The sequence below is a fragment of the Paeniglutamicibacter sp. NPDC091659 genome, assembly GCF_044756805.1.
In the GTDB taxonomy this organism is placed as follows: domain Bacteria; phylum Actinomycetota; class Actinomycetes; order Actinomycetales; family Micrococcaceae; genus Paeniglutamicibacter.
The window spans coordinates 709,212-731,727 of the sequence record NZ_JBIVTO010000001.1; the positions used below are offsets into that span (position 1 = coordinate 709,212).

20 protein-coding genes are annotated in these 22,516 nt (G+C 66.6%); 13 read left to right on the forward strand and 7 right to left on the reverse strand.

Annotated elements, in window-relative coordinates; translation table 11 throughout:
- Window positions 1–30 precede the first annotated feature (30 nt).
- Window positions 31–432 (reverse strand): helix-turn-helix domain-containing protein, encoded by a 402-nt coding sequence (locus ACIQLF_RS03215; protein WP_400294246.1) that lies wholly within the window; start codon window positions 430–432, stop codon window positions 31–33.
- A gap of 121 nt (window positions 433–553) precedes the next feature.
- Between ACIQLF_RS03215 and ACIQLF_RS03220 the strand changes: the two genes are divergently transcribed.
- From ACIQLF_RS03220 to ACIQLF_RS03240, 5 genes are all read left to right on the forward strand, one after another.
- Complete coding sequence (locus tag ACIQLF_RS03220) at window positions 554–1,378, forward strand: AraC family transcriptional regulator (protein ID WP_400294248.1); 825 nt, start codon at window positions 554–556, stop codon at window positions 1,376–1,378.
- 180 nt (window positions 1,379–1,558) lie between these two features.
- On the forward strand, window positions 1,559–2,533 hold the full coding sequence (locus ACIQLF_RS03225; protein ID WP_400294250.1) for an ABC transporter substrate-binding protein: 975 nt from the start codon (window positions 1,559–1,561) through the stop codon (window positions 2,531–2,533).
- Complete coding sequence (locus tag ACIQLF_RS03230) at window positions 2,530–3,441, forward strand: siderophore-interacting protein (RefSeq protein ID WP_400294252.1); 912 nt, start codon at window positions 2,530–2,532, stop codon at window positions 3,439–3,441. Before ACIQLF_RS03225 ends, ACIQLF_RS03230 begins: the two co-directional genes overlap by 4 nt.
- Entirely contained in the window at window positions 3,416–4,492 is a 1,077-nt protein-coding gene (locus tag ACIQLF_RS03235) for an iron chelate uptake ABC transporter family permease subunit (protein WP_400294254.1), read from the forward strand. The genes ACIQLF_RS03230 and ACIQLF_RS03235 overlap by 26 nt, the downstream gene beginning before the upstream one ends.
- A gap of 17 nt (window positions 4,493–4,509) precedes the next feature.
- A complete protein-coding gene (locus ACIQLF_RS03240; protein WP_400294256.1) occupies window positions 4,510–5,640 on the forward strand; it encodes a FecCD family ABC transporter permease in 1,131 nt (376 codons plus the stop codon).
- 126 nt (window positions 5,641–5,766) lie between these two features.
- Here ACIQLF_RS03240 and ACIQLF_RS03245 read toward each other — a convergent pair whose 3' ends face one another.
- From ACIQLF_RS03245 to ACIQLF_RS03255, 3 genes are all read right to left on the reverse strand, one after another.
- Window positions 5,767–6,657 carry a DUF1963 domain-containing protein gene (locus ACIQLF_RS03245; RefSeq protein WP_400294257.1) on the reverse strand — a complete coding sequence of 297 codons (891 nt, stop codon included), beginning with the start codon at window positions 6,655–6,657 and terminating at the stop codon, window positions 5,767–5,769.
- A 91-nt stretch (window positions 6,658–6,748) separates the two neighbouring features.
- Entirely contained in the window at window positions 6,749–8,509 is a 1,761-nt protein-coding gene (locus tag ACIQLF_RS03250; RefSeq protein WP_400294259.1) for an ABC transporter ATP-binding protein, read from the reverse strand.
- Window positions 8,506–10,191, reverse strand: a complete 1,686-nt coding sequence (locus tag ACIQLF_RS03255) for an ABC transporter transmembrane domain-containing protein (protein WP_400294261.1) — start codon at window positions 10,189–10,191, stop codon at window positions 8,506–8,508. Before ACIQLF_RS03255 ends, ACIQLF_RS03250 begins: the two co-directional genes overlap by 4 nt.
- A 199-nt stretch (window positions 10,192–10,390) precedes the next feature.
- On the opposite strand from ACIQLF_RS03255, the gene ACIQLF_RS03260 reads away from it, so the two are divergent.
- From ACIQLF_RS03260 to ACIQLF_RS03270, 3 genes are all read left to right on the forward strand, one after another.
- Window positions 10,391–11,176: an ABC transporter ATP-binding protein gene (locus ACIQLF_RS03260; protein ID WP_400294263.1), complete on the forward strand. Its 786-nt coding sequence runs from the start codon at window positions 10,391–10,393 to the stop codon at window positions 11,174–11,176.
- 321 nt (window positions 11,177–11,497) lie between these two features.
- Entirely contained in the window at window positions 11,498–12,673 is a 1,176-nt protein-coding gene (locus ACIQLF_RS03265; RefSeq protein ID WP_400294265.1) for an NADP-dependent malic enzyme, read from the forward strand.
- 221 nt (window positions 12,674–12,894) lie between these two features.
- Entirely contained in the window at window positions 12,895–13,722 is an 828-nt protein-coding gene (locus tag ACIQLF_RS03270; RefSeq protein ID WP_400294267.1) for a Gmad2 immunoglobulin-like domain-containing protein, read from the forward strand.
- A 107-nt stretch (window positions 13,723–13,829) separates the two neighbouring features.
- On the opposite strand, the gene cycA is transcribed toward ACIQLF_RS03270, so the two are convergent.
- Window positions 13,830–15,284 (reverse strand): D-serine/D-alanine/glycine transporter, encoded by a 1,455-nt coding sequence (cycA, locus tag ACIQLF_RS03275; protein WP_400294269.1) that lies wholly within the window; start codon window positions 15,282–15,284, stop codon window positions 13,830–13,832.
- A 207-nt stretch (window positions 15,285–15,491) separates the two neighbouring features.
- Here cycA and ACIQLF_RS03280 point away from each other — a divergent pair, with 207 nt between their 5' ends.
- From ACIQLF_RS03280 to ACIQLF_RS03290, 3 genes are all read left to right on the forward strand, one after another.
- On the forward strand, window positions 15,492–16,337 hold the full coding sequence (locus ACIQLF_RS03280) for an HpcH/HpaI aldolase/citrate lyase family protein (RefSeq protein WP_400294271.1): 846 nt from the start codon (window positions 15,492–15,494) through the stop codon (window positions 16,335–16,337).
- A gap of 217 nt (window positions 16,338–16,554) precedes the next feature.
- Window positions 16,555–17,094, forward strand: coding sequence for a DUF2231 domain-containing protein (locus ACIQLF_RS03285; protein ID WP_400294273.1), 540 nt, complete (start codon window positions 16,555–16,557; stop codon window positions 17,092–17,094).
- 241 nt (window positions 17,095–17,335) lie between these two features.
- Entirely contained in the window at window positions 17,336–17,956 is a 621-nt protein-coding gene (locus ACIQLF_RS03290; RefSeq protein WP_400294275.1) for a class I SAM-dependent methyltransferase, read from the forward strand.
- A gap of 39 nt (window positions 17,957–17,995) precedes the next feature.
- Here ACIQLF_RS03290 and ACIQLF_RS03295 read toward each other — a convergent pair whose 3' ends face one another.
- Window positions 17,996–19,564, reverse strand: coding sequence for a long-chain fatty acid--CoA ligase (locus tag ACIQLF_RS03295; RefSeq protein ID WP_400294277.1), 1,569 nt, complete (start codon window positions 19,562–19,564; stop codon window positions 17,996–17,998).
- Between the two features lie 317 nt (window positions 19,565–19,881).
- On the opposite strand from ACIQLF_RS03295, the gene ACIQLF_RS03300 reads away from it, so the two are divergent.
- Together ACIQLF_RS03300 and ACIQLF_RS03305 are read left to right on the forward strand one after the other, a co-directional pair.
- A complete protein-coding gene (locus ACIQLF_RS03300) occupies window positions 19,882–20,850 on the forward strand; it encodes an asparaginase (RefSeq protein WP_400294279.1) in 969 nt (322 codons plus the stop codon).
- Window positions 20,851–20,879: 29 nt separating this feature from the next.
- On the forward strand, window positions 20,880–21,767 hold the full coding sequence (locus ACIQLF_RS03305; protein WP_400295019.1) for a polysaccharide deacetylase: 888 nt from the start codon (window positions 20,880–20,882) through the stop codon (window positions 21,765–21,767).
- A 17-nt stretch (window positions 21,768–21,784) separates the two neighbouring features.
- On the opposite strand, the gene ACIQLF_RS03310 is transcribed toward ACIQLF_RS03305, so the two are convergent.
- Complete coding sequence (locus ACIQLF_RS03310; protein WP_400294281.1) at window positions 21,785–22,441, reverse strand: NAD(P)H-binding protein; 657 nt, start codon at window positions 22,439–22,441, stop codon at window positions 21,785–21,787.
- Between the last annotated feature and the right edge of the window lie 75 nt (window positions 22,442–22,516).

Here is a 22,516-nt window from a genome sequence, read left to right on the forward strand (position 1 = left end):
AAGGGAAGCGCAAGAAGGTTGCGCTTTGGCCTATTCCGCGTTGCCCTCTTGGGGATGTTCGCGGGTTTCCAGCCATGCCTCGATGGCCGCGGGGCGAATGCGGCGGTGGGTGCCGCGGTACTCAACCGGAATGACGCCTGAGTCGGTGAGCTTGCGCAGGTAGCTCGGCGAGATGCCGGCCATTTGGGCTGCCTGGGATGTGTTGAGCAGCGACTCGACGGTGCTGATGCTCACCTCATCCCCGCGCGACATCCTGTGCAGGACCTCAATGAGCGCCGAGTGGGCCGTGTCCGGCAGTTGCAGGGCGGTGCCGTTGACGAAAATTGTCGTGTCGGCGGATTCGTCGAGGGCCGCTGCCAGCTTGGTGGCGAGCTTCGGATCCAAGGCGGGGAACGAAGTGGCCTTGGCTAGTGACGTGGTCGGAGAAGGCATGCTTCCATCGTATCCGTCGCATGGAACATGAACCGTGAGCGCCACGGGCACCGAAATTAGGCAACCCTGCTGCTGTTAGGATCAATAACGCAAGGTTATCCTTTCTAAATTAGTGGTCCCCATGGCATCTGCACCCCCGGCCGTCCCGGTCGAACGTCAAGCACCAACCGATGCGTCACTGACGTGCTTCGATAGCTCCTGCGCGCGGTTCTATCGCGTGCACACCAGCCTCTTCACCACGCCCTCCGGACAGGCCTGGGAGTCGCATTGGCATCAAAACCTCCACGAGGTGTTGTGGGGGAGCCGGGGCGTGCTGACCGTGGAGACCGGCCATGGCGTGTTCATGGTGCCCCCGGGACTTGGCCTGCTCGTGCCGGCCGGCGAGGATCATGCGGTCTTGGCGGGGCCCCGTACGGAATTCCGTTGCACCTATTTCCATACCCAGCTGGGCGCTGCACCGGGGACCGGGCCGACCGCGATTGCCATGCCGACCGTCCTGCAGGAGCTTCTTCTGCATTTTGAGCGCACCGACGCCGACCTGGAGCTGCGGCGAGATGCCGAGAGTGTTGCATTCCGCATGCTGCGTCCGACCGACCTGCGCGTCGTGGATATCGTGCTGCCGGAAGACGATCGGTTGCGCACCGTTGCCCGCGGCATTCTCGATGACCCCGCGGAGGACTGCACGCTCGAGCTGTGGGGCTTTCGCGTGGGTGCCAGTCCACGCAATCTCTCGCGCCTTTTCATCCGGGAAACGGGCATGACGTTTGCCCAGTGGCGCCTGCAGGCCAGGTTGCGCATCGCGTTGAACCTCCTGCTCGATGGCCTTCCCGTCGGCCAGGTCGCCCGTCGGGTCGGATACCTGTCGGTGAGTGCTTTTGTGGCGGCGTTCCGCAAGGAGGTTGGCCAGACGCCGGGCGCCGTCCAGGGGGAACTCCTCGAGGCCTAGGTCGGCCGATTTGGCAACCAGAGTATGTCGCCTTCGAGCCACTGCCTGTCCGATTCGCGGCATGATGGCGATTTACTGTGGAGATACAAGGTAGGTAACCCTAACTTCCTGGTGGGCATTTTGAGACGCCGGGGTTGCCGAAAGCTTTCCCTCCACACCACTCGCAGAATCGGATTCCCCATGAAAACCATGTCGACCAAGCACCTCGGAGTCGTTGCGGCCCTCGGGGCCTCACTCCTGCTCACCTCCTGCGGCGCCGGCCCGGCCGCCCAGAACCAGACGCCGGCACCGGACGAAGCCCAGACGATCTCGATCAGCAATGAATTCGGCACGGCCGAGGTCCCCGCGGATCCGCAGCGCGCCCTCGGTTTCTACACCACGGACACCGACATCCTGATCACGCTGGGCATCAAGCTGGCCGACCAGCAGCCCATCCGGGGTGACAACGGGTTCACCACGTTCCCGGATTTCTTCCCGCAGGAAGCGCTTGCCGGGGTGACGCCGTTCGCGAACTACCCGGAATTCAACTACGAGAAGGTCCTTGAGGCCAACCCCGACTTCATCCTCAGCGGGCTGTCATACGACACGGAGATCCCCAAGAAACTGAGCCCGATCGCGCCGACCTACAACTACAACGGGTTCGATGGTGCCGACTGGCGCACCCACTTCAAGAAGACCGCCGAGGTGCTCAACCGCACCGAGCAGTACCAGGCTTGGATGGACAAGTACCAGGCCCGCATCGACGAGGTCAAGGCCAAGATCAAGGCCGCAGGCATTGACCCGGTGGTTGCCAACATGTCCTTCTACGACGGCAAGGTCGGCCTGGACTGCTACGGCATCGCCTGCCTGGTCTTCGACGACCTCGGGCTGAAGATCACCCCGTTGGCGCGCGACAACGACGGCGAGGGAACCCAGCTGAGCCTCGAACAGCTGGACAAGCTCAAGGGCATCGACGAGGTCTTCACCTCGGTCGGCGTCGGCGAGGACAGGACGCTGCTCCAGACCTCCGACAAACTGAACGCCAGCAGCGTCTGGAAGGACCTTGGCTTCGTCAAGGACGACCAGATCACCGGCTTCAACATGGAAATGGTTTACGGTTCGCCCAGCGGCCAGATGGCACTGGTTGACGTCGTGGAAAAGGCGCTGCTGCCATGAGCGAGGCAACGCTGGACGATACCAAGCTTCCCAACCGGATCTACCGTGCCGTGGTGATGCGCACCGAACGTCTCACCGAGGGCATGATGCGCATCGTGCTGGGCGGCCCGGATCTTGCGACCTTCATCTCCACCGGGATCGGCGACGAATACATCCGCCTCTTCCTGCCCGAGCGCGGCGAAAGCATCCCCGTGTACCCGCACCCCGAGGGCGACTACTGGGAGTACACCCCGGACCAGGTCGCCGGACCCATGCGCACCTACACCATCCGCTCCGTCGACCCGCAGGCCGGCGAAATCAGCGTCGACTTCGTGGTGCACCCCGGCGGGATCGCCGCGGACTGGGCACTTTCGGTCCGGGCGGGATCCGAGGTCGGATTCAACACCCCCACCGGGCTCTACGAACTGCCCGCGGACGCAACCTGGCAGGTTCTTCTGGCGGACGCCACCGGGCTGCCGGCGGCGGCCCGTTTGCTGGAGAACGCACCGGCCGGCATCCACACCACCGCCATCCTGGAGGTCGCGGGGCCTGCCCACGAGCAGCCGCTGCAGCTCGGGGACGAAATGCAGGTGCGTTGGATCCACGGCGGCAACGGCAATTCACCGAGCCGGCTCGCCGAGGTGCTGCGGGAGATGGACCTGCCGGAGGGGCCGGGATACATCTGGGTCGCCGGTGAAGCGCGAGTGACCCGTGAGGCCCGCAAATACCTGCGCAAGGAGCTCAAGCTCCCCGTCACCCACTTCAAGGTCGTCGGTTACTGGACCGACAAGGCCGAGGAATGGAACGAACGCTACGAAGCCCTCGGCGAGGACTTCAAGAAGTGGCTCGAAGAACTGTGGTCCACGGACAAGGACCCGGAAATCATTCAGGATGAAGTAGCCGATGCCTTCGACGCCAACGGTCTCTGAGGCCGCATCTCCTGCCAACCAGGCCGGGCAGGCCGCCGCACCGGGGTTGATGCGCGTGAATTCGCGCCGCATCGCCGGGGCTGTGGCCGCCCTGGCGCTGTTGGTTGCCGTCTTGGTCGCGAGCCTGTTACTCGGGTCGCGCGAGGTCAACCCGATGATCATCATCGAGGCGCTGACGGGCCGGGGGTCCACTCCTGACCACGCGGCGATCATCGACTTCCGGGCCCCGAGGACACTTGCCGGCCTGCTGGTGGGCATCGCGCTGGGCATCTCCGGTGCGCTCATCCAGGCGCTGACCCGCAACCCGCTGGCGGATCCCGGCATCCTGGGCGTCAACTCGGGCGCCGCCTTCGCCGTGGTCATGGGCGTTGCGTTCTTCGGCGCCAGGGAGATGGGCGAGTTCGTCTTCTACTCCTTCGCCGGTGCACTAATGGCCGTTTCCGTCGTCTACTTCCTGGGATCCCGCGGCCGCTCGGGCGGAACGCCGATCAAACTCACCCTGGCGGGCATCGCCTTTGGCGCAGTGCTCTCCGGCATCACCCAGGGATTCATCCTGCTCGATGAATCCACGTTCAACGCCATGCGCTTCTGGGGTGCCGGGTCGCTGGCCGCAACCCCGGTCGGGGCGCTGGGCTGGCTGTCCGGATGCGTGGCGGCGGGCTTGGCGATCGCCCTGCTGATTTCCCGGTCGCTGAACGCAACCGCGCTGGGCGACGACCACGCCGCGACCATGGGCGCTAGCCTGGGACGCACCCGCGTGCTGGTGGTCATCGCCGTCACGCTGCTGTGCGGCGCGGCGACCGCGGCCGCCGGCCCGATCGGTTTCATCGGGTTGATGGTTCCGCACATCGCGCGCTGGATCACGGGCCCGGACCAACGCTGGATCATGCTCTACACGATCCTGCTGGCCCCGTCCCTGCTGGTCGGCGCGGACATCGCGGGCCGGCTCATCATCCGACCCGACGAGTTGCAGGTCGGCATCGTCACCGCGTTCATCGGCGCCCCGGTGCTCATCTGGCTGGTGCGCCGGAAGTCGGCGAGCACCCTATGAAAGGAGAGGACACGCTCATGCTCACGGACCTGGCGGCGGATCCCGCGACGCGGGGGGACCGAGAGGAATCCCCGGCGTCATTGAAGCGCGCCGAGGCTCCCCGGATCGACTTCGGGGAACGCGTCTGGCGGCTGCGCCTGGGCGCGCACGGCCCCTCCCTGGTCATCAGGGCACGCCCGGCGCTGACCGGCGCCGGCGCCGTGCTGCTCATCGGGGCGCTGGCGGTTGCCGGCATGTCCATGGGCAGCTTCGTGCTCGCCCCCTCCGAGGTCCTCCAGACGCTGCTGGGGAAGGGCACTCCCAAGAGCGAGCTGGTGGTCGTCTCCTGGCGCCTGCCACGCGTGCTCATGGCGATCGTGATCGGCGGGGCGCTGGGCATCAGCGGCGCGATCTTCCAGTCGCTGACCCGCAACCCGCTGGGCAGCCCCGACATCATCGGCTTCAACGCCGGCGCCTACACCGGCGCGCTGGTTTCCATGTTGCTGCTAGGCGGCGGATTCGTGTCCACCGCCATCGGCGCCTTTGCCGGGGGACTGGCGACCGCGGCGGTGGTGTACCTGCTGGCGTTCAAGCGCGGCATCCAGGGCTTCCGGCTGATCATCGTCGGCATCGGCATCAGCGCCATGCTCGGTTCCATCAACACCTGGCTGATCATCAAGGCGGACCTGCAGCTGGCCATGATGGCGGCAATCTGGGGCTCCGGTTCACTGAACACCGCGGGCTGGGAACGTGCCGTCCCGCTGCTGCTCATCGCCGCGGCTCTGGTCCCCGTGCTGATGCTGCTCTCGCGGCCGCTGCAGGGCCTGGAAATGGGCGACGACGCCGCCGCGGCGCAGGGCATCAACACCGAGCCGGCCAAGCTGTGGCTGCTGGTGGTCGGGGTGTGCCTGACGGCAATCTGCACCGCCGCGGCCGGGCCCATCGCGTTCGTGGCGCTCGCCGCCCCGCAGATCGCCCGGCGCATGACCGGAAGCGGGCGGGTGTCGATGCTTTCCGCGGGTGTCTTCGGGGCCCTGTTGCTGCTGGCCAGCGACCTGATCGCGCAGCATGCCCTGGCGCCGATCCAGATGCCTGTCGGAGTCGTCACCGTCAGCCTCGGCGGGATGTACCTGGTGTGGCTGCTCTTTCGCGAGGCCAAGCGCAGCTGACAGGAATCGGATGCAGGACTGAGTCCACATCGGGGTCCAGCCAATTCTTGAACCGAAAATCATGCGGGGAACGCACGCCATGTGGTGTGTGTTCCCCGCATTTCACCCACGGCGCGGCCCGCTTGGTCAGTCCGTACGGATCAGGCACCAGGCTTCATCGAAGCGCTGCGCGTCAAGGTCGGACTGCCGCATCCAGACTTCAAGATTCCCGGCATCGCCGAACCAGCCTGCCAGTAAGGTCCAGCTCTCGATGCCCAAAATCAGGCGGTACTGGTCATCCGCCTCCAGTGGAAGAACCTGTTCGAGGACCTCAACGGCGACGGCTTGGTTGCGATGCGGATGCCCGTAGACGTGGCTGTACGGGAGGGGTTCCACGGCGTCGCCGATCTGTCGTTGGTACATCCACGTGCGTTGGAGGTCGGAGCCGGCCTTTTCAACCTGGTCGAACAGCCTCCGGCCCGAACCCACAAAATTGTGCCCACCCGGAATCGTGAATCCATTCAGCGTCAAGGCCACCTGGCACACCTCGGTCGGCGTATCCAGGTCTGTTGGGGCATCAACGAGGACCGACCTGTCGGGTTCCGGCACCCAACGCACCACCCAGCAGCGGTCGGCCTTGTCCTGGGCCTCGAAGCCGAATGACTGGAGATCGTGAAACACCTCGAGCACGCCGGCCTTGGGCAATCCCTCGCGCCGGCCGGGCCACGATGCCTTGTCGACGGGGTGCGCGGTTCCATCGACCATGGCAAGATCCAGGGCAATCACGTGGGCCAGCGGTTCGCCGTTGCCGTTCCGTGGCCACCGCTCCAGGGGCGCGGCGGCAGGCCCGCCAAACCAACACAGTTGGGCGCCTTCCGGCCACACCTCGCGCAGTTCCTGATCACCGGGCTCGAATGATTGCTCCGTAATCACGGGTGAGTAGGCAACGTCCACGGAATCGTCCGTGACGATGCCACGGAGCCATTCGTGCGCCGCGGGGTATGGCGCGTGCACGGGCGCCATGGAAAATTTCGACATGTCCACCATCCAACCAAATTTTGGTGATCAAGTGGCCATTCCATGACGTGCGGGCGCGCCTGGATGCCCGCCCGACATTCATCGATGCTCGCTAGCCGCGGGCGCTCCATGCCGCCCACAAGGTGGCGTAGGTTCCGGCGGCGGCGAGCAGTTCCGCATGGCTTCCGTGCTCCACGATCCGCCCGTCCTCCATGACCAGGATGCGGTCCGCCTGGGCCGCCTGGGAGAGCCGGTGCGCCACCACCACCGCGGTGCGGCCGCGGGTGATGCGCATGGCCACGCGTTCCAACAGGGCGGCGCTGGCCGACCCCGCTTCCGCCGTCGCCTCGTCGAGCACCACCAGGCCCGCCTTGTTCAGCAACGCCCGGACCAGGGCCAGATGCTGTGTTTGTTCCCCGGTCAGGTGCAACGCCCCGTGACCCACCACGGTGTCCAGTCCCTCGGGCAACGCCAGGATCCAGTGGGCTTCGGCCTCGTCCACGGCCCGGAGCAGTTCCTCCGTGGTGCTTGCCGGGGCGGCCAGCAGCAGGTTTTCGGCGATGGTGCCGCTGAAGACATGCACCTCCTGGCTGACCAGCAGGGTGCTGTGACCCAGCTTCGGGGCCGTGGACGCATCGAGCAGCACCGTTCCCGCGCTGGGGTCCAGGCTCCCGGCCAGCACGCGGGCGAGCGTGGTCTTTCCGGCGCCGCTGGAACCCACCAGGGCCACGAGCTCGCCCGGGGCGATGCTCAGCTCGAAGTCGGTGATCACTGCCGGGGCGTCCTGGTATCCGGCCGACAGCCCGCTGACCACCACGCCGGGCGCGGTGCCCGGGGCAGGGTCGGCTGCGAGGTCTTCGCGCTCGCGGTCCGAATCGATCAGCCCGACCAGGCGCGCGAGCCCGGCCCCGGCCTTTTGTAGCTCGTCGACGTTGGCCAGCAGGGCCCCGATCGGGCCGAACAGCCGGTGGAAGAACAGCGCCGCCGCGGTCGCCGCACCAATGGTGACGGCATCGGCACGCACCAGGAAGAACCCGGTGGACAGGATCGCGGCCATGCCCAGCAGCTCGGCCATGTTCAGCCACCCGTAGAACCGCGAGGAAACCACTACGGCCTTCAGCATCAGGCCGACGGCACCGCGGCTGGAGGCGGCAACCGTTGAGACGTGGTGCTGCTCCGCACCCAGCGCCCTGATGGTGTCGGCGCCGCCGGTGGCCTCGAGCAGGTGCTGGCCGCGTTCGGCCTCCGCCACGCGCATCGCCCGGTAGATCGGGCCGCTGCGGCGCAGGAAGGAACGCAGCGCCAGGGCATGGATCGGGACGCACAACAGGGTGACGGCGGCGAAGCGCCAGTCGAGCACGCCGAGCCCCAGCAGCGTGAGTGCGATGGTGAACAGCGCGGAAATGAAGGTCGGCAGGATTCCGCCGATGGCCTCGTTGGTGGCGTCCACGTCGCGGGATACCCGCGAAATCAGGTCCCCGCTGCCGGCGCGCTCCAGGCGTTCCTGGGGCAGCTCCATGGCGGATTCGAAGACCTCCTCGCGCAGCTGGGCCAGGCCGCTCTGTCCCAGCTTGGCCAGCAGCACCTGGGAGATGCCGGTCAGGATCCCGGTGGCCAGCGCCGCGATGAACAGCAGTCCCAGCGAATTGAGCAGCGCCTGCGCGCCGCGCTTGGCGGAGACGACGTCCACGATCACGCCGAGCAGCGCCGGGATCGCCAACCCGGTCACCGCAACGCAGAGCAGCGTGAACGCCGTCAACGCCACCAGCCAGCGCCTGGCCCCGAAGATCCGGATGACGTGGCGCCAGGTGGTCCGGCCGTCGGCGATCGGCAGTCTGTCGGCCGCGGGGACCCCGGTGGGTGGCTCGTTCATGGGTTCACTCCGGCGGTGTGTAGGGAAACGGTGTCGATGACGGTGTCGCAGGCCCCCAACAGCAGCGGGGAATCCGAGATGATCAGCAGCGCGACGGAGCCCGGGCCGTTCAGCGCCGCGGCGATGCGCGCCTCGCTCACCGAGTCCAAGGCCGTGGTTGGATCGACCAATACGATCACCGGTTGGGGCTGGTGAAGGGCCCTGGCCAGCAGCAGCCGCTGGCGTTGGCCGCCGGAGAGTGCACTGCCCTGTTCGCCGACCCGAGCGTCCAGGCCCAACGGGAGTTTGGCACTGATTTCGGCCAGGCCCGTGGCTCCCAACACCGTGTCCAGAGGTGCTTGCGCGTGCAGGTTTTCCCGGATGGATCCTGTGAAGATCGCAGCGTCGTGATCGGAGACAAACACCATTGAGCGCAGTGCCGCAAGCCCGCAGGCGGCGGCGGGAACACCGTTGATCTGTACCCGTTGGCTGGAGTCATCGGCGCGCCCGGCCAGCAGCAGGGTCAGCTCGCGAGAGCTTCTCGCATCGGTGCGCAGGCCCGTGATGCTGCCGGGCAGCAGCCGGATATCGGGGTGGCTTCCCTCGCCGCGCACCAGCAATTCGTGGAAGGCCGCAGGGCCGGTGGGCGTGGAATCCGTGGCCGGTTCGGGCGCATCGGCATCGACCTCGGTGTTCAACAGGGCAACGATGCGCTTGGCCGCGGCACGCTTTTGCGCAAGGGCGGCCGGGTAGTACGCCAGGGAGCTGAGCGGCTCCTGGATGAATTGGGCCAGGCCCACCACGGTGACCAGCTGGCCGATGCTGATCTCGCCGGCCAGCGTCATGGACGCGGCCACCCAGGTGATCGCGGCCAGGAACATGGCGCTCAGGCCGAGGGTGACGGTGGAAAAGAGGGCCTCGGACTTTGCCGTGCCCAGGGCTGCCTGCAGCGAGGCCCTGCTGGTTTCCTTGTAGCGTTCGGTGGCGGTTCGAGTGGCCCCCAGGCCCTGGAGCACGCGCAACCCGGTGACCAGGTCGGTGGCCAGGCCCGTGGCCTCGGCCGCACGTTCCTGCTGGAGGTGCGTGCGCCGTTCCAGCGGGGCGGTGATGAAGTGCATGAGCACCAGGAACACCGCGGTGGCGACCAGGACCAGCAGGCCCAGCTGCCAGGAAATCAGCAGCAGCGAGGTCGCGGCCGTGACCAGTGCCGCGAGGCTCGCGCTCATCTGGGAGACCACCCAGCTCAGCCCGGCGGTGATCGCGGTGTCGGAGGTGGCGATGTTCAGCGTCCGCCCGGCACCGAATTGCTTGCCGGTGGCCCGCGGATCGAGCACCTTGGCGATGACCATCTGGCGCAGGGAGTGGTCGCCGAATCCGTAGACCCGGTTGGTCAGCCGGTAGCCATGCCGCCAGCTGTAGGTCAGCATCAGGAAGAGGCCGGCCAGTCCGCCGAGGATCCAGAACAGTGCGCCCAGATCCGAGGGGCCGATGGCCTTGTCGATGCCCACGCCGATCAGCACCGGCACCAGGGCCTCGCAGACCTGGTGGATCATGAGCAGGGCGGTCGAGGCCCCCAGCTGAAGGCCACGCCCTTCGGCGAATGCGCCGTGGCGCAAGGCATGTTTGCCAAGGGTTATAGCGGAGAAATCCGGGGACAAGTCCCGATCAACGGGGCGACGGTTGCTGGTTTTTGTTGGGGCCACCCCAAGAGCCTATGCAATGCCCGTGGGCCGGGCTGGACATGCTGTATCGCCAGACGGACACATCAGCGAAAAACGGCATGAATCGGCGAGTCTTCCTGCTTTGCTTGTGTTGTACGCAACTCCGGGAACAGCAGCATCGCCCCGGCCCCGAACAGTCGCGCCCCGCGGGGGAGCGGATCAAACGTGAAAGTAACGTTCCATGGCACTTGCAGCAGAGACCATCACCCTGGGCTACGACGACCGGGTGATCTCCCGGGACCTGAGCATCGAGATTCCCGAGGGCGCGTTCACCGTGATCGTGGGACCCAACGCGTGTGGAAAGTCGACGCTGCTTCGGGCCCTCTCACGCCTGCTCAAACCCAAGAACGGCTCGATCGTCCTCGACGGGCGCACCATCCATTCCTACAAGGCGAAGGAGGTGGCGAGGAAACTCGGGTTGCTTCCGCAGACCTCCACGGCACCGGACGGAATCTCGGTCGCGGATCTGGTGGCACGCGGCCGCTACCCGCACCAGTCACTGATCCGCCAGTGGTCCAAACACGACGAGGCGGCCGTCGTTGATGCCATGGCCGCAACAAACGTCACCTCGCTTTCCGGACGACAGGTCGACGAGCTCTCCGGTGGCCAGCGCCAGCGGGTCTGGGTGGCCATGGCACTGGCCCAGCAAACACCGACGCTGCTGTTGGACGAGCCGACGACCTACCTGGACATCGCCCACCAAATTGAACTGATGGAACTTTTCAGCAGGCTCAACCGCGAGAACAACCAAACGATGGTCGCGGTCCTGCACGACCTGAACCATGCCTGCCGCTACGCGACGCACCTTATCGCCATGAAGGACGGAAACGTGGTCGCCGCGGGCAACCCCTCCGAAATCGTGACGGCCGAACTCGTCGAGGAAGTCTTCGGGCTGCCGTGCATGATCATCCCCGATCCCGTCTCCCACACGCCCCTGGTGATCCCGCTCGGGTCCGCAGTCCGCTAGGTTCGCGGTCAAGGGAACCCGGCCGAGGAGGGGCAGCCGGGGTGGCCTTGGCGGAAACCTCGGATGCGATGCGGCCCGGAGAATGTTACGTGGAAGTCTGGCCAAGGGATACCGCAGTGCCGTACGGTGGGGCTTACGGTCTAAAGAAAGTACTGACCAGTGCGGCACTGCCGTCAGCCCCCACCCCGGGCCGGCACGCGCACAGCGAGGCGAAGTAAGAGCGTTCGACACTACGACGTGTCAACCCAGCTCTCCAAGCCCAACGACTATTTGGTTCGTTTCCTCGCTTCCTCTTCGTTCAGAACTTTCTAGGAGACTTTCATGTCTGTCGACACCTCTCTCAATGCTGCCGCAACCATCACCGACGCCGATATCTTCGACGCCCACATCGGCGGCAAGCTCACCGTCCAGAGCACGATGCCGCTGACCTCCAAGCGCGACCTGTCCATCGCCTACACCCCGGGCGTCGCCCAGGTCTCCCGCGCCATCGCGGCGGATCCGGCCATGCACGCCACCCACACCTGGGCCTCGCGCCTGGTGGTTGTCGTCTCCGACGGCACCGCGGTGCTGGGACTTGGCGACATCGGCGCCGCCGCATCGCTTCCCGTCATGGAGGGAAAGAGCGCGCTATTCAAGGAATTCGGTGGCTTGGACTCGATCCCGTTGGTCCTGAACACCACCAACGTCGACGAGATCATCGAGACGCTCGTGCGCCTGCGACCCAGCTTCGGCGCGGTGAACCTCGAGGACATCTCGGCCCCGCGCTGCTTCGAGCTTGAGGAACGCCTCATCGAGGCCCTGGATTGCCCGGTCATGCACGATGACCAGCACGGCACCGCAGTCGTGGTCCTCGCGGCCCTCATCAACGCGGCCAAGGTCGCGGGCAAGACGTTCGGGCAGATGCGCGTCGTCGTCTCGGGCGCCGGGGCCGCGGGCATCGCTGTCGCCGAGATCCTCATCAATGCAGGGGTCGGGGACGTTGTCCTGGTCGATTCCAAGGGCACCATCCACCGCGACCGCACCGACCTGAACAGCATCAAGGCAAAGTACGCGGCCCTGACCAACAAGGACGGAATCATCGGCGGCATCCGCGAGGCCCTGGACGGCGCCGATGCCGTTGTCGGTGTCTCATCTTCCAAGTTCGCGGAGGAAGACCTGGTCCAGATGAACGAGAACGCGATCATCTTCGCCCTGTCCAACCCGGACCCGGAGGTCATGCCGGAGGTCGCCCGCAAATATGCAGCCGTGGTGGCCACCGGGCGCTCGGACTTCCCGAACCAGATCAACAACGTCCTGGCGTTCCCCGGCATTTTCCGCGGTGCCCTGGACGCCGGCGCCCGCCGCATCACCCCGGAAATGAAGATCGCCGCGGCCCACGCGATCGCCGCGCTGGCCGAGGACAAGCTCTCAAGCGACTACATCGTTCCCTCGCCGCTTGACCCGCGCGTCATGCCTGCGGTCGCCGCCGCGGTCGGAAAAGCCGCACAGGACCAGTAGCGCGCCGACTTCCACGGACGACTCCGGCCCGGTCACCCCGCGGGGCGGCCGGGCCGGAGCCGTCCGTGGCCAAGGCCCTGTCCGCCCCGGGGACGGGGAAACCAGCTCTCGTGCCGACACCTCCGAAGCCCTTTCCGGGCCGCGACGTGCAGTGAAACCGTCGCCGAAATGCGGCCTGCCCGGGCTTGTTGGCGTGGCATGCGCGTTGTTACGGTGCACCCATGAACGAAAACCCAGCACCGTCCGCCCGGGGCCGGAATGCCGTGATCGTGTTGCTTGCCGCAGCACTCGTGGCGGCCGCTGTCTGGATCGCGGTCCTGCTGATGCAACAGGCAGGCGGGCCCGGCCAGAACGGCCCGGGAACCACCACATCGCCCGGTTCGCCCGGCCCCTCCGCGACATCGGCGCCCCCGTCGCCGACGGCCAGTGCCTCGGAACTGCCCGGCACCCCGCCGGCGTTGCTGCCCGCCGCCGAGGCTGCGACGGTCATTTGGCCGGATCCGGGAGGCACCCTGCGCTACGGGACCCCGGAAGACGCGGCCGGCGGATTCGCCGAGGAGTTGGCCGGGTTCGCAGACCCTGTCTATGGCGAATTCATGCAGGGGGATGCACGCTCCGGCGAGCTGGAGGTCCGCTCCACCGAGGGCGGAGCGGTGACCACCGTGATGCTGCGGCAGCTTTCCGACGGCCATTGGTACGCCATCGGGGCCGCCAGCAGCGAGATCCGGCTGGATGTGCCGGCGGCCGGTGACATGATCGGTTCCCCGGTGGCTCTTTCCGGATTGTCGCGCGCCTTCGAGGCGACAGTGGGCGTCGAGGTCTATGCCCACGGGACGGCGGTGCCGCTGGGAACCGGGATCGTCATGGGTGGATCCGGGCCCGACCTGGAACCGTTCAGCGGGAGCATCCAGTGGGAGAATCCCGGCAGCGGCAGCGGCAGCGGCAGCGGCAGCGGCGGCGGCACGCTGCTTTTGTTCATATCCAGCGCCGCGGACGGAAGCGCGTGGACGGCCGCCGCGGTGCCGGTCGGTTTCGCCGCGCAACCCTAGACCGCTTACGTCGCCCGGGTGCCTTCGCCGGACCGGCACGGGGTACGCAAAACGGCGGGCGGTAAACCCGGTCAGGGTTTCCCGCCCGCCGTTGGCGCGCATGGTTGCTATGCGTTCACGCGTGCCTTCAGCGCCGCATACTCGGCGACGACCTTGTTGCGGTGTGCCTCGCGCAGGCGAAGGTGCGCCGGGTTGCGGCGCAGCACCAGGTAGCCGATTCCCACGAGGGCAAACCAGATGGGGGTGAAGATGAGGGCCTGCCGAGTATCGGCCTGGGTCGTCAGTGACCACAGCACGAAGGCGAAGAACGCCAGCACCACGTACGGCATGAACGCGCCGCCGGGAACCTTGAAGTTGCTCGCCCGGTGCAGCTCGGGGCGGCGGCGCCGGAACACGATGTAGCTGATCAGGATGATCGACCACACGAACATGAAGCACAGCGCGGAAACCGTGGTGACAAGCGTGAACGCCTGCGACACCGAACCGCCCGCGTAGAGCAGCACGACCGCTCCCAGCAGGAACATGCAGGAGAACACCAGCGCGTTGCGCGGGACCTTGCTGTTCGAGAGTTTCCGGAACGCCTTCGGAGCCGAGCCCTCGTTGGCCAGTCCGTAGATCATTCGAGAGGTCGAGTAGATGCCCGAGTTCGCGCTCGAGGCGGCGGAGGTGAGCACCACGAAGTTCACGATGCCCGCGGCGCCGGCCAGCCCTGCCAGGGCGAACATTCCCACGAACGGGGAGTTTTCGGCATCAAACATGTTCCATGGCTGCACTGCCATGAGGATGACCAGCGAGCCCACGTAGAAGAGCAGGACGCGCACGGGAATCGAGTTGATTGCCTTGGGCAGGGTCGTGGTCGGGTCCTTGGTCTCGGCCGCAGTGGTGCCGACCAACTCGATGCCCACGAAGGCGAAGACTGCGATCTGGAAGCCGGCGATGAAGCCGGTGACGCCGGTGGGGAACATGCCGCCATGTTCCCAGAGGTTGGAGAACGAGGCCTGGGTGCCGTTGTGCTCGAACCCGGTGAGAATCATGGTCAGGCCGATGATGATCAGCGCGGCAATCGCAACGATCTTGACCAGCGAGAACCAGAATTCGGTTTCGCCGAAGGCCTTGACCGTCGGAAGGTTCAATCCGAGCAGCAGCACGATGGCGATGAGTGCCGGAATCCAGAGGGACAGGTCGCCCCACCAGAAGGCCACATAATGGGCGATGGCGACGACATCGGCGATGCCCGTGACCACCCAGCAGAACCAGTAGGTCCAGCCGGTGAAGAATGCAGCCCAGGGGCCCAAAAGATCGCCTGCGAAGTCTGAAAAGTTCTTGTAGTCGAGGTTGCTCAGTAACAACTCGCCCATGGCCCGCATGACGAAATACAGCATGAAGCCGATGGTCATGTAGACAAATATCACAGAGGGGCCGGCGACCGAGATGGTCTTTCCCGAGCCCATGAACAGTCCGGTGCCAATTGCACCGCTGATCGCAATGAGTTGAATATGGCGGTTCGTAAGCCCGCGCTCTAGGTGCGGAGACGGTTTCTCCGCCGTGCTAATTTCGGGCATATTGGTCGAGCTTCCTGCTGGCGGGCCGTGCTCAGATGTCCACTCTGCGGCCCTACGGTTTGGTGCACGCAATCAACCACCAAGGTGGTTTCCTACACCGAAAGGTTACGCCCGCTTGGGACGACGTCGGTTCCGCGGGTTCCGGGACAAGTCTTGGAAGCGACGCTAGGTGGAAGGTTGGGCGGAGAACTCGGTAGGCTATCTGATATGGCATTCCGTAACCGTCGCGCAGCTTCCCTTCCAGCCAAACTTTCGCGCTCTTGGCTGCTCGTAAACGCTTCCAAGCCGGAAGACTTCGCACCGGCCCTGGCCTCCGAGGCAGACTCCGTTATTTTCGACATGGAGGCCGCAGTACCGGACAACAAAAAGGACGAGGCCCGCGACAGCGTCGTGGAGGCACTCTCCACCGGAATGACGGCGTGGGTCCGCGTCAACGGCATCGACACCGATTTCTGGGCCAAGGACCTTGCGGCGCTTTCCAAGACGCCGGGCCTTCGTGGCGTCATGCTTGCCATGACCGAAAAGCCCGAGCAGGTCACCTACACCGCCATGCGCCTGCAGGCAGGCACACCGGTGCTCGCACTGGTCGAATCGGCCATCGGCATCGAGAACGCAACGGCCATCGCTTCGGCACCGGGCACCTTCCGCCTGGCCTTCGGCGTGAACGACTTCCGCAAGGACACCGGCGTATCCGGCGACCCGCTAGCCCTGGCCTATGCGCGTGGCAAGCTCGTCGTTGCATCCCGCGTCGGCAAGCTGCCGGGCGCCATCGACGGCCCGCCCGCCCCGGGCGCCTCCGCCGAAGAGGTCCTGGCCGAATCGGCCATCACCGCCTCCATGGGCATGACCGGAAAGCTGGCGCTTTCCCGCACCCAGGTCGACGAGATCAACCTTGGCCTCTCACCGAGCGCCGATGAACTGCACTGGGCCCACGACATGCTCGATGCCCACGCCGCCGGCGCCTCGGTGGGCGACGGTTCCTACCTGCCGCGTCTTGCACGTGCACAGAAGATTGCCGAGCTGGCCGACTCCTACGGATTGTGGAACGCCTAAGGTTTCACCGGAACCCCTGTTCCGGGCTCCATGCCGCGGCTATCGTTGCTTCCTTCCCCTCCATGGGGCAGGAAGAGGAACGGTGGCCGCGGTTTTTGCCTTTAACGCGCCCGTGCGGCGGCTTGTTCGTTGATCCGTTCTCCCCCCGGGGAATCATGTCAAGATGCCCGCGTAGCTCCCTATACAGCGGCGTGGCTTCGGCGTACCGTAAATGAGCATGAGCGAATTGTCTCTGCCGCAACGGGTGGCCCGAGCCGTGGGTGAGAGTCCCCTCTCGGAACAGGTGGCTGTCGCCCAAGAGTTCGTCTACGGGCCGGTTATCGACTGGGCACGGCGCAGCCCGTTTCACACCAGCGTCCTCGGCCACTCGGTGCATCCGCTACTCACCGACCTGACGCTCGGGTGCTGGGTCAGCGCATCCATCCTCGATGTAGCCGGAGGGTCCGAGGCGCGTCGCAGTGCCACGCTCTTGGTCGGGGCCGGGTTGGCTGCGGCCGGACCGACCGCCATCGCAGGTGCCGGTGACTGGGCGGAACTGACGGGCACCGAGCGCCGGATCGGCGCGGTGCACGCGCTGGGCACCGACGTCGCCGTATTTCTTCTCCTGGGGTCCCTGATCGCGCGAATGCGCGGCCGCCACACCCTCGGCGTGCGGCTCGGCTTCGCAGGAAACGCGATCGTTGCAGGAGCCGGATTCCTGGGTGGACATCTGGCGCTCAACCGCGGAACGGCACGCAGGACCACCGCCGGCCAATGAACCATCGGCCCGGCAAGTCAACCAAGCCGTGGGCGGGCCCCTCTGCCTTCCCTGTGAAATCAGGGAACCGCCAGTGCTGATACCCAAGCGCCCAAGCCCAAGCCCAGATCGCCGGCGTCGACGCGCCCCGGCAGCGTGCACGTGATGCCGCTGTCGTGCTCGAACCGTCCGCACGGCTTGTCCGCGCAACAATGGGCGACCACGCTGAATGTGGTGCCGACGCCAAGGGACGGAGCGCAAGATGGCCAACATCTACGAACGGCTTGTGCTGCCCCGGCTGATCGCGGTCTCCTGCGGCAACAAGACCCTGGGGCCGTTGCGCGAGCTGGTCTGTGCGTCCCTGCGCGGGAACGTCGTGGAAATCGGTTTCGGCTCGGGCAGCAACATCGGGCACTACCCCTCGGCGGTGGACTGCGTTGTGGCGGTCGAACCGTCTGACGCGGCCTGGAAGCTTTCGGTCAAGGCACGCAGTGCCTCGTCGGTCAAGGTGGTGCGCGGTTCGCTGGACGGTCAGCGGCTGGCCGAGGCGGACGAGAGCTTCGAGGCAGCGCTGAGCACCTTTACGCTGTGCAGCATTCCCGACCCGGTCGCGGCCCTGTCCGAATTGCGCCGGGTGCTGAAGCCCGGCGGGAAACTCCATTTCCTGGAACACGGGCTGGCGCCCGACGAGCGCGTCCGGCGGTGGCAGCGCCGCCTTGAGCCAGTCCAGAAGGCCCTGGCCGGTGGCTGCCACCTGACCCGGTCGAATTCCGCAATGCTGCGCGAGGCGGGATTCCGCATCACCAAGCTGGATTCCTTCTACCAGCCGGGCGTGCTGCGCTTCGAGGGCGCGTTCAGCCTGGGCACGGCCGTGCGCGACTGAACGCGTCGCGCACGGGCCGCAGGGTGTTGGCTGGGGCGTTCAGGACGCTGACGCCTGGGACTCCTGGTACCTGGCGACGAGCTCGCGCTTGAGGATCTTCCCGCTGGGGCCCAGCGGGAACTCGGTGAGGATCTCGATGCGCCGCGGGAACTTGTAGGCGGCCAGTCGCGATTCCCCGTACGCACTGATCTCCTGCCCGGTCAGCGTGCTTCCGGCAACCAGGGTGACCGCTGCGGCGACCTCTTGGCCGTGCTTGTCGTCGTGCACGCCGAAGACGGCGACGTTGACGATGTCCGGGTGGGTGATCAGAGCTTCCTCGACCTCGCGCGGGTACACGTTGTAGCCGTTGCGCAGGATCATGTCCTTTTTGCGGTCAACGATCGTGACGTAGTCGTCCTCGTCCTTGGTGCCCAGGTCGCCGGTGCGGAACCAGCCGTCGACGACGGCCTCCGCGGTGGCCTCCGGGCGGTTGAGGTAGCCCGAGAAGAGCAGGTGCCCGCGCACCACGAGCTCCCCGAGTTCCCCGCGCGGCAGCAGCTCGATGGAGTCGTGGACCTCGGCCCGGGCGATTTCCACCTCGACGCCCCAGATCGGCTGGCCGATGGTTCCGGGGCGCGGCTCCTTGCCGACGTGGTTGAAGCTGGCGACCGGGGACGTCTCGGTCAGCCCGTAGCCCTCGTGGATGAGCGCGCCGAAGCGGGCGTTGAAGGCCTCGAGTACGGCCAGGGGCAGCGAGGCTCCGCCGGAGACCGCGTAGCGCAGTTCCGGGGCGGCCTCGGGGCGCGACTTTGCCGCCTCCAGCAACCCCACGTACATGGTGGGGACGCCCGCGAAGATGTGTACGCCCTCGTCGAGCACCATGGACAGCGCGGCCTCGCCGGTGAACTTGGGCATCAGTAGCAGTTCGGCGCCGGCGCGCAGGCCGGCGTTGAGCACCACGGTCTGCCCGAAGGTGTGGAAGAGCGGAAGGCCGCCGAAGATCTTGTCGCCCACCCGGATGTCCAGGGTGTTGAGCAGGATGACGTTGACCTGCTCCACCAGCGCCAGGTGGGTGCCCAGGGCGCCCTTGGGCTTGCCGGTGGTGCCGGAGGTGTAGAGGATGGTGGCGATGTCCAGCGGGTTGCGCGGCAGGTAGGTGTCGATCGGGGTTGCCGCCGCGGCGAGGTCCTCGAGGCGCGGCAGGCCCCCGGCCTCCGGGGACAGCACCGTGAACACCTTGGCGCCTGCGGCCTGGGCGCCGGGTGCGCCCTCGCCCAGCAGCGGGGCGGCGCAGACCATCGTCTTCACCTGGGCATCGGCGAGCATGTACTCGATCTCGTGGCGCTTGAGCAGCGCGTGGATCGGCACCACGACGGCGCCCAGGGACAGCACCGCGTAGTAGACGCGGGCGAAGTCGGTGACGTTGGGAATGAGCACCGCAACGCGGTCTCCCTCGCCGATTCCCGCGTCGCGCAGGGCGCCGGCGTAGGCGCGGGCCTGGTCCCACAGTTCCCCGTAGCTGGTGCTCACGCCGCCGAAGGTGATGGCCGGGCGGTCGGTGTGGCGCCGTGCCGATTCGGCCAGGATTGCTGCGACTGACAGGGTTGCGTTTGCCGTGGGGGTGTTCACTGCTGCGACTCCATGGGTTGATATGAGCTGTGTCACGCCAGTCTTTCGTGAGACTCGGGCTCATGTCAAGGAACTGGGTTCCATTGCTGGGTGTTCGACTCCTCGACCACCACGTGGCCGAGCGGCCGAAGCGGCCCGCGGAGTCAGCGGCAGGGACGCCGGATATTCGTGGTCGCACCGCCGCCGGGAAAGTACGTGGTTCGCAGACCTTTCATTCTGCTTCCGTGTGAGTCATATTGGACAAGCAGTTGCAGCTCTCTTCCTCATGGATGGCCCGCCCTCTGCGGGGTCGGCCCCGCTCGAAATGGAGGCGCACAGTGGCCCGCATCCAGCTGTTGGGCACTGGAGGCACCATCGCCTCGCGTGGACACGGGCCCGGGGGAGCCGTTGCCACCGACACCTCCTCCTCATTGACCCAGACGCAGTATGGCGATGTCACTGTCAGCGCACGCGACGTACTAACCACCGGCAGCTACCTCCTCGGCCTGGCCGACCTGCGCCGGATTGCCGAGGAGGTCGGGCAGTCGATCGCCGAGCCTGGCACCGACGGCGTGGTGGTCACCCACGGCACCGACACCCTCGAGGAGACGGCATTCCTGCTTGACCTCGTGCATGCCTCGCCCAAGCCCGTGGTGCTTACCGGCGCCCAGCGCACTGCGGACAGCCCCGACGCCGACGGTCCGCGCAACGTCGCGGAGGCGGTGCGAGCGGCGGCCAACAAGCATTTGCGAGAGTCCGGGGCGCTGATCTCCTTCAACGGGACGGTCCGTTCGGCCCGCGGCGCCCGCAAGGTGCATACCACCGCTGGCAGCGCCTTCGGGGGCGGCACCGAAGTGGCCCACATGGCGGGCGGCCGGCTCGTGGTCACGGCCGCGCCCCGCCGCTACCCGTCGCTGCCGATGCCGACGGCGGCGTTCGATGGCATCCGCGCGGAAATCATCACCGCGTATCCCGGGGCGACGCCGGAGCTCATGGATTACGCGGTGCAGCTCGGGAGCCGCGTCGTCGTGCTGGCCGGCACCGGGGTCGGCAACGCGGGGCCCGGATTCGCCGACGCCGTGAAACGGGCGACGGAGAACGGCTGCATCGTCGTGCTCAGCACCCGGGCGCCATGGGGACCCATCGTCCCGACCTACGGCAACGGCGGCGGCATCGACCTGGTTGCGTCCGGCGCCATTCCCGCGGGCGACCTCAACCCGTTCCAGGCGCGCATTCTCGCTGCCGTCCTGCTCTCCTGCGGCACCGGGCCCGAAGAATTCCCGGCAGCATTCAAGACCTACTGCTAAAAACACCCACCTCTCACAGAGGAGACATGATGTCCAAGAAAATCTACGTCTCGGTCGGCATCCACGTCGACGCGGTCGGCGGCTGGCTGGGCTCCTACGGCGGGGAAGATTCCCCGGGCGACATCTCCCGCGGCATGTTCGCCGGCGAGGTCGGCGTGCCGCGGCTGCTCCAGCTCGCCCAGCGCCGCCAGATGCCCGTGACCTGGTTCTGGCCGGGACACTCGGTGGAGACGTTCCCGGCGCAGTTCGACGCGGTGGTGGCTGCCGGACACGAAATCGGGGTGCACGGCTACAGCCACGAGAATCCGATCGCCATGACTCGCTCGCAGGAAACCGAAGTCCTCGATTACTGCACCGACCTCATCGAGAAGCGTTCCGGGCGCAAGCCGGTGGGCTACGTGGCGCCGTGGTGGGAGTTCTCCCCGGTGACCAACGAGATCCTGCTTGAGCGCGGGTTCCTCTACGACCACTCCCTGATGCACGACGACTTCACCCCCTACTACGTGCGGGTCGGGGACTCCTGGACCAATATCGACTACGAGGCCGACTCCGCCAAGGAATGGATGAAGCCGCTGGTTCGCGGCGGGGAAACCGACCTGATCGAGATCCCCGCCTCGTGGTACCTCGACGACCTGCCGCCGATGATGTTCATCAAGTCCAGCCCCAACAGCCACGGGTACGTGTCCCCGCAGGTCGTCGAACAGCTCTGGCGGGACCAGTTCGACTGGGTCTACCGCGAAATGGACTATGCAGTCTTCCCGATCGCCATCCACCCCGATGTCTCGGGCAAGCCGCAGAACCTGCTCATGCTAGAGCGGCTTTTTGACCACATCCAGTCCCATGACGGCGTCGAGTTCGCCCGCATGGAAGATCTCGCCCGTGACTTCGCGCGGCGTAACCCGCGCCTGAAAACCTGACGGACCCGTCGCCGGGATCAGCCGCCCGCGGCGGCGATGGCCAGGGCAACCGGAACCGTGCCATCGGTGAAGTTGATGGTGCGCCCGATCGTCGACGGGTCGTCAAGCGCCGCCGCGATCGCCAGCGCGACGTTGCCCCGCGAGGTGCCGGTGTCGCCGGAGACGTCCGGCGCGGGATCGAGCAGCCTGCTGGGCTCCTGGAGGGTCAGCGCTCCGGGGCCAAGGATCGTGTAGTCGAGCGCACCGGCGCGCAGGTGCTCGTCGGCGGCGATCTTGGCTGCCATGTAGGGGTAGAAGGGATCATCCAGCGGCACCAAGTGCTCGGTGTCGGCTGTCAGGAACGAGACCATCACGTAGCGCTTGATGCCGGCCAGCTCGGCCGCGTTCATGGAGCGGATCGCCGCGTCCCGGTCCACCGCGTAGGTCCGATCGGGGTTTCCGCCGCCGGCGCCCGCGGACCAGACGATTGCGTCGGAGCCGGCGAAGGCCTCCGCCAGCTCGGTGGCGGTTGCCGCTTCCACATCCAGCACCAGGGCGAGCGCGCCGGTGGCCGCGACATCCGGAACATGCTCCGGGTTGCGGATGACCGAGGTGACCTCGTCCCCGCGGCCTGCCAGGATCCTTGCCGTGAGCAACGCGATCTTGCCGTGTCCGCCGATGACGGTGACCTTCATGGTGGTGCCTGCTTTCGTCCGTGGACAATTGAGTGCTTGGCTCAACCGGGCGGTGGTTGCCGCAAGGATTGTCCG

What these genes read in the sequence shown, in the direction of transcription:
- ACIQLF_RS03310 (WP_400294281.1), bottom strand. Translation starts at nt 22,441, where the DNA reads ATGAAGGTCACCGTCATCGGCGGACACGGCAAGATCGCGTTGCTCACG.
- ACIQLF_RS03240 (WP_400294256.1), top strand. Translation starts at nt 4,510, where the DNA reads ATGCTCACGGACCTGGCGGCGGATCCCGCGACGCGGGGGGACCGAGAG.
- ACIQLF_RS03270 (WP_400294267.1), top strand. Translation starts at nt 12,895, where the DNA reads ATGAACGAAAACCCAGCACCGTCCGCCCGGGGCCGGAATGCCGTGATC.
- ACIQLF_RS03260 (WP_400294263.1), top strand. Translation starts at nt 10,391, where the DNA reads ATGGCACTTGCAGCAGAGACCATCACCCTGGGCTACGACGACCGGGTG.
- ACIQLF_RS03280 (WP_400294271.1), top strand. Translation starts at nt 15,492, where the DNA reads ATGGCATTCCGTAACCGTCGCGCAGCTTCCCTTCCAGCCAAACTTTCG.
- ACIQLF_RS03235 (WP_400294254.1), top strand. Translation starts at nt 3,416, where the DNA reads ATGCCTTCGACGCCAACGGTCTCTGAGGCCGCATCTCCTGCCAACCAG.
- cycA (WP_400294269.1), bottom strand. Translation starts at nt 15,284, where the DNA reads ATGCCCGAAATTAGCACGGCGGAGAAACCGTCTCCGCACCTAGAGCGC.
- ACIQLF_RS03250 (WP_400294259.1), bottom strand. Translation starts at nt 8,509, where the DNA reads ATGAACGAGCCACCCACCGGGGTCCCCGCGGCCGACAGACTGCCGATC.
- ACIQLF_RS03290 (WP_400294275.1), top strand. Translation starts at nt 17,336, where the DNA reads ATGGCCAACATCTACGAACGGCTTGTGCTGCCCCGGCTGATCGCGGTC.
- ACIQLF_RS03265 (WP_400294265.1), top strand. Translation starts at nt 11,498, where the DNA reads ATGTCTGTCGACACCTCTCTCAATGCTGCCGCAACCATCACCGACGCC.
- ACIQLF_RS03305 (WP_400295019.1), top strand. Translation starts at nt 20,880, where the DNA reads ATGTCCAAGAAAATCTACGTCTCGGTCGGCATCCACGTCGACGCGGTC.
- ACIQLF_RS03285 (WP_400294273.1), top strand. Translation starts at nt 16,555, where the DNA reads ATGAGCGAATTGTCTCTGCCGCAACGGGTGGCCCGAGCCGTGGGTGAG.
- ACIQLF_RS03225 (WP_400294250.1), top strand. Translation starts at nt 1,559, where the DNA reads ATGAAAACCATGTCGACCAAGCACCTCGGAGTCGTTGCGGCCCTCGGG.
- ACIQLF_RS03220 (WP_400294248.1), top strand. Translation starts at nt 554, where the DNA reads ATGGCATCTGCACCCCCGGCCGTCCCGGTCGAACGTCAAGCACCAACC.
- ACIQLF_RS03245 (WP_400294257.1), bottom strand. Translation starts at nt 6,657, where the DNA reads ATGTCGAAATTTTCCATGGCGCCCGTGCACGCGCCATACCCCGCGGCG.
- ACIQLF_RS03215 (WP_400294246.1), bottom strand. Translation starts at nt 432, where the DNA reads ATGCCTTCTCCGACCACGTCACTAGCCAAGGCCACTTCGTTCCCCGCC.
- ACIQLF_RS03230 (WP_400294252.1), top strand. Translation starts at nt 2,530, where the DNA reads ATGAGCGAGGCAACGCTGGACGATACCAAGCTTCCCAACCGGATCTAC.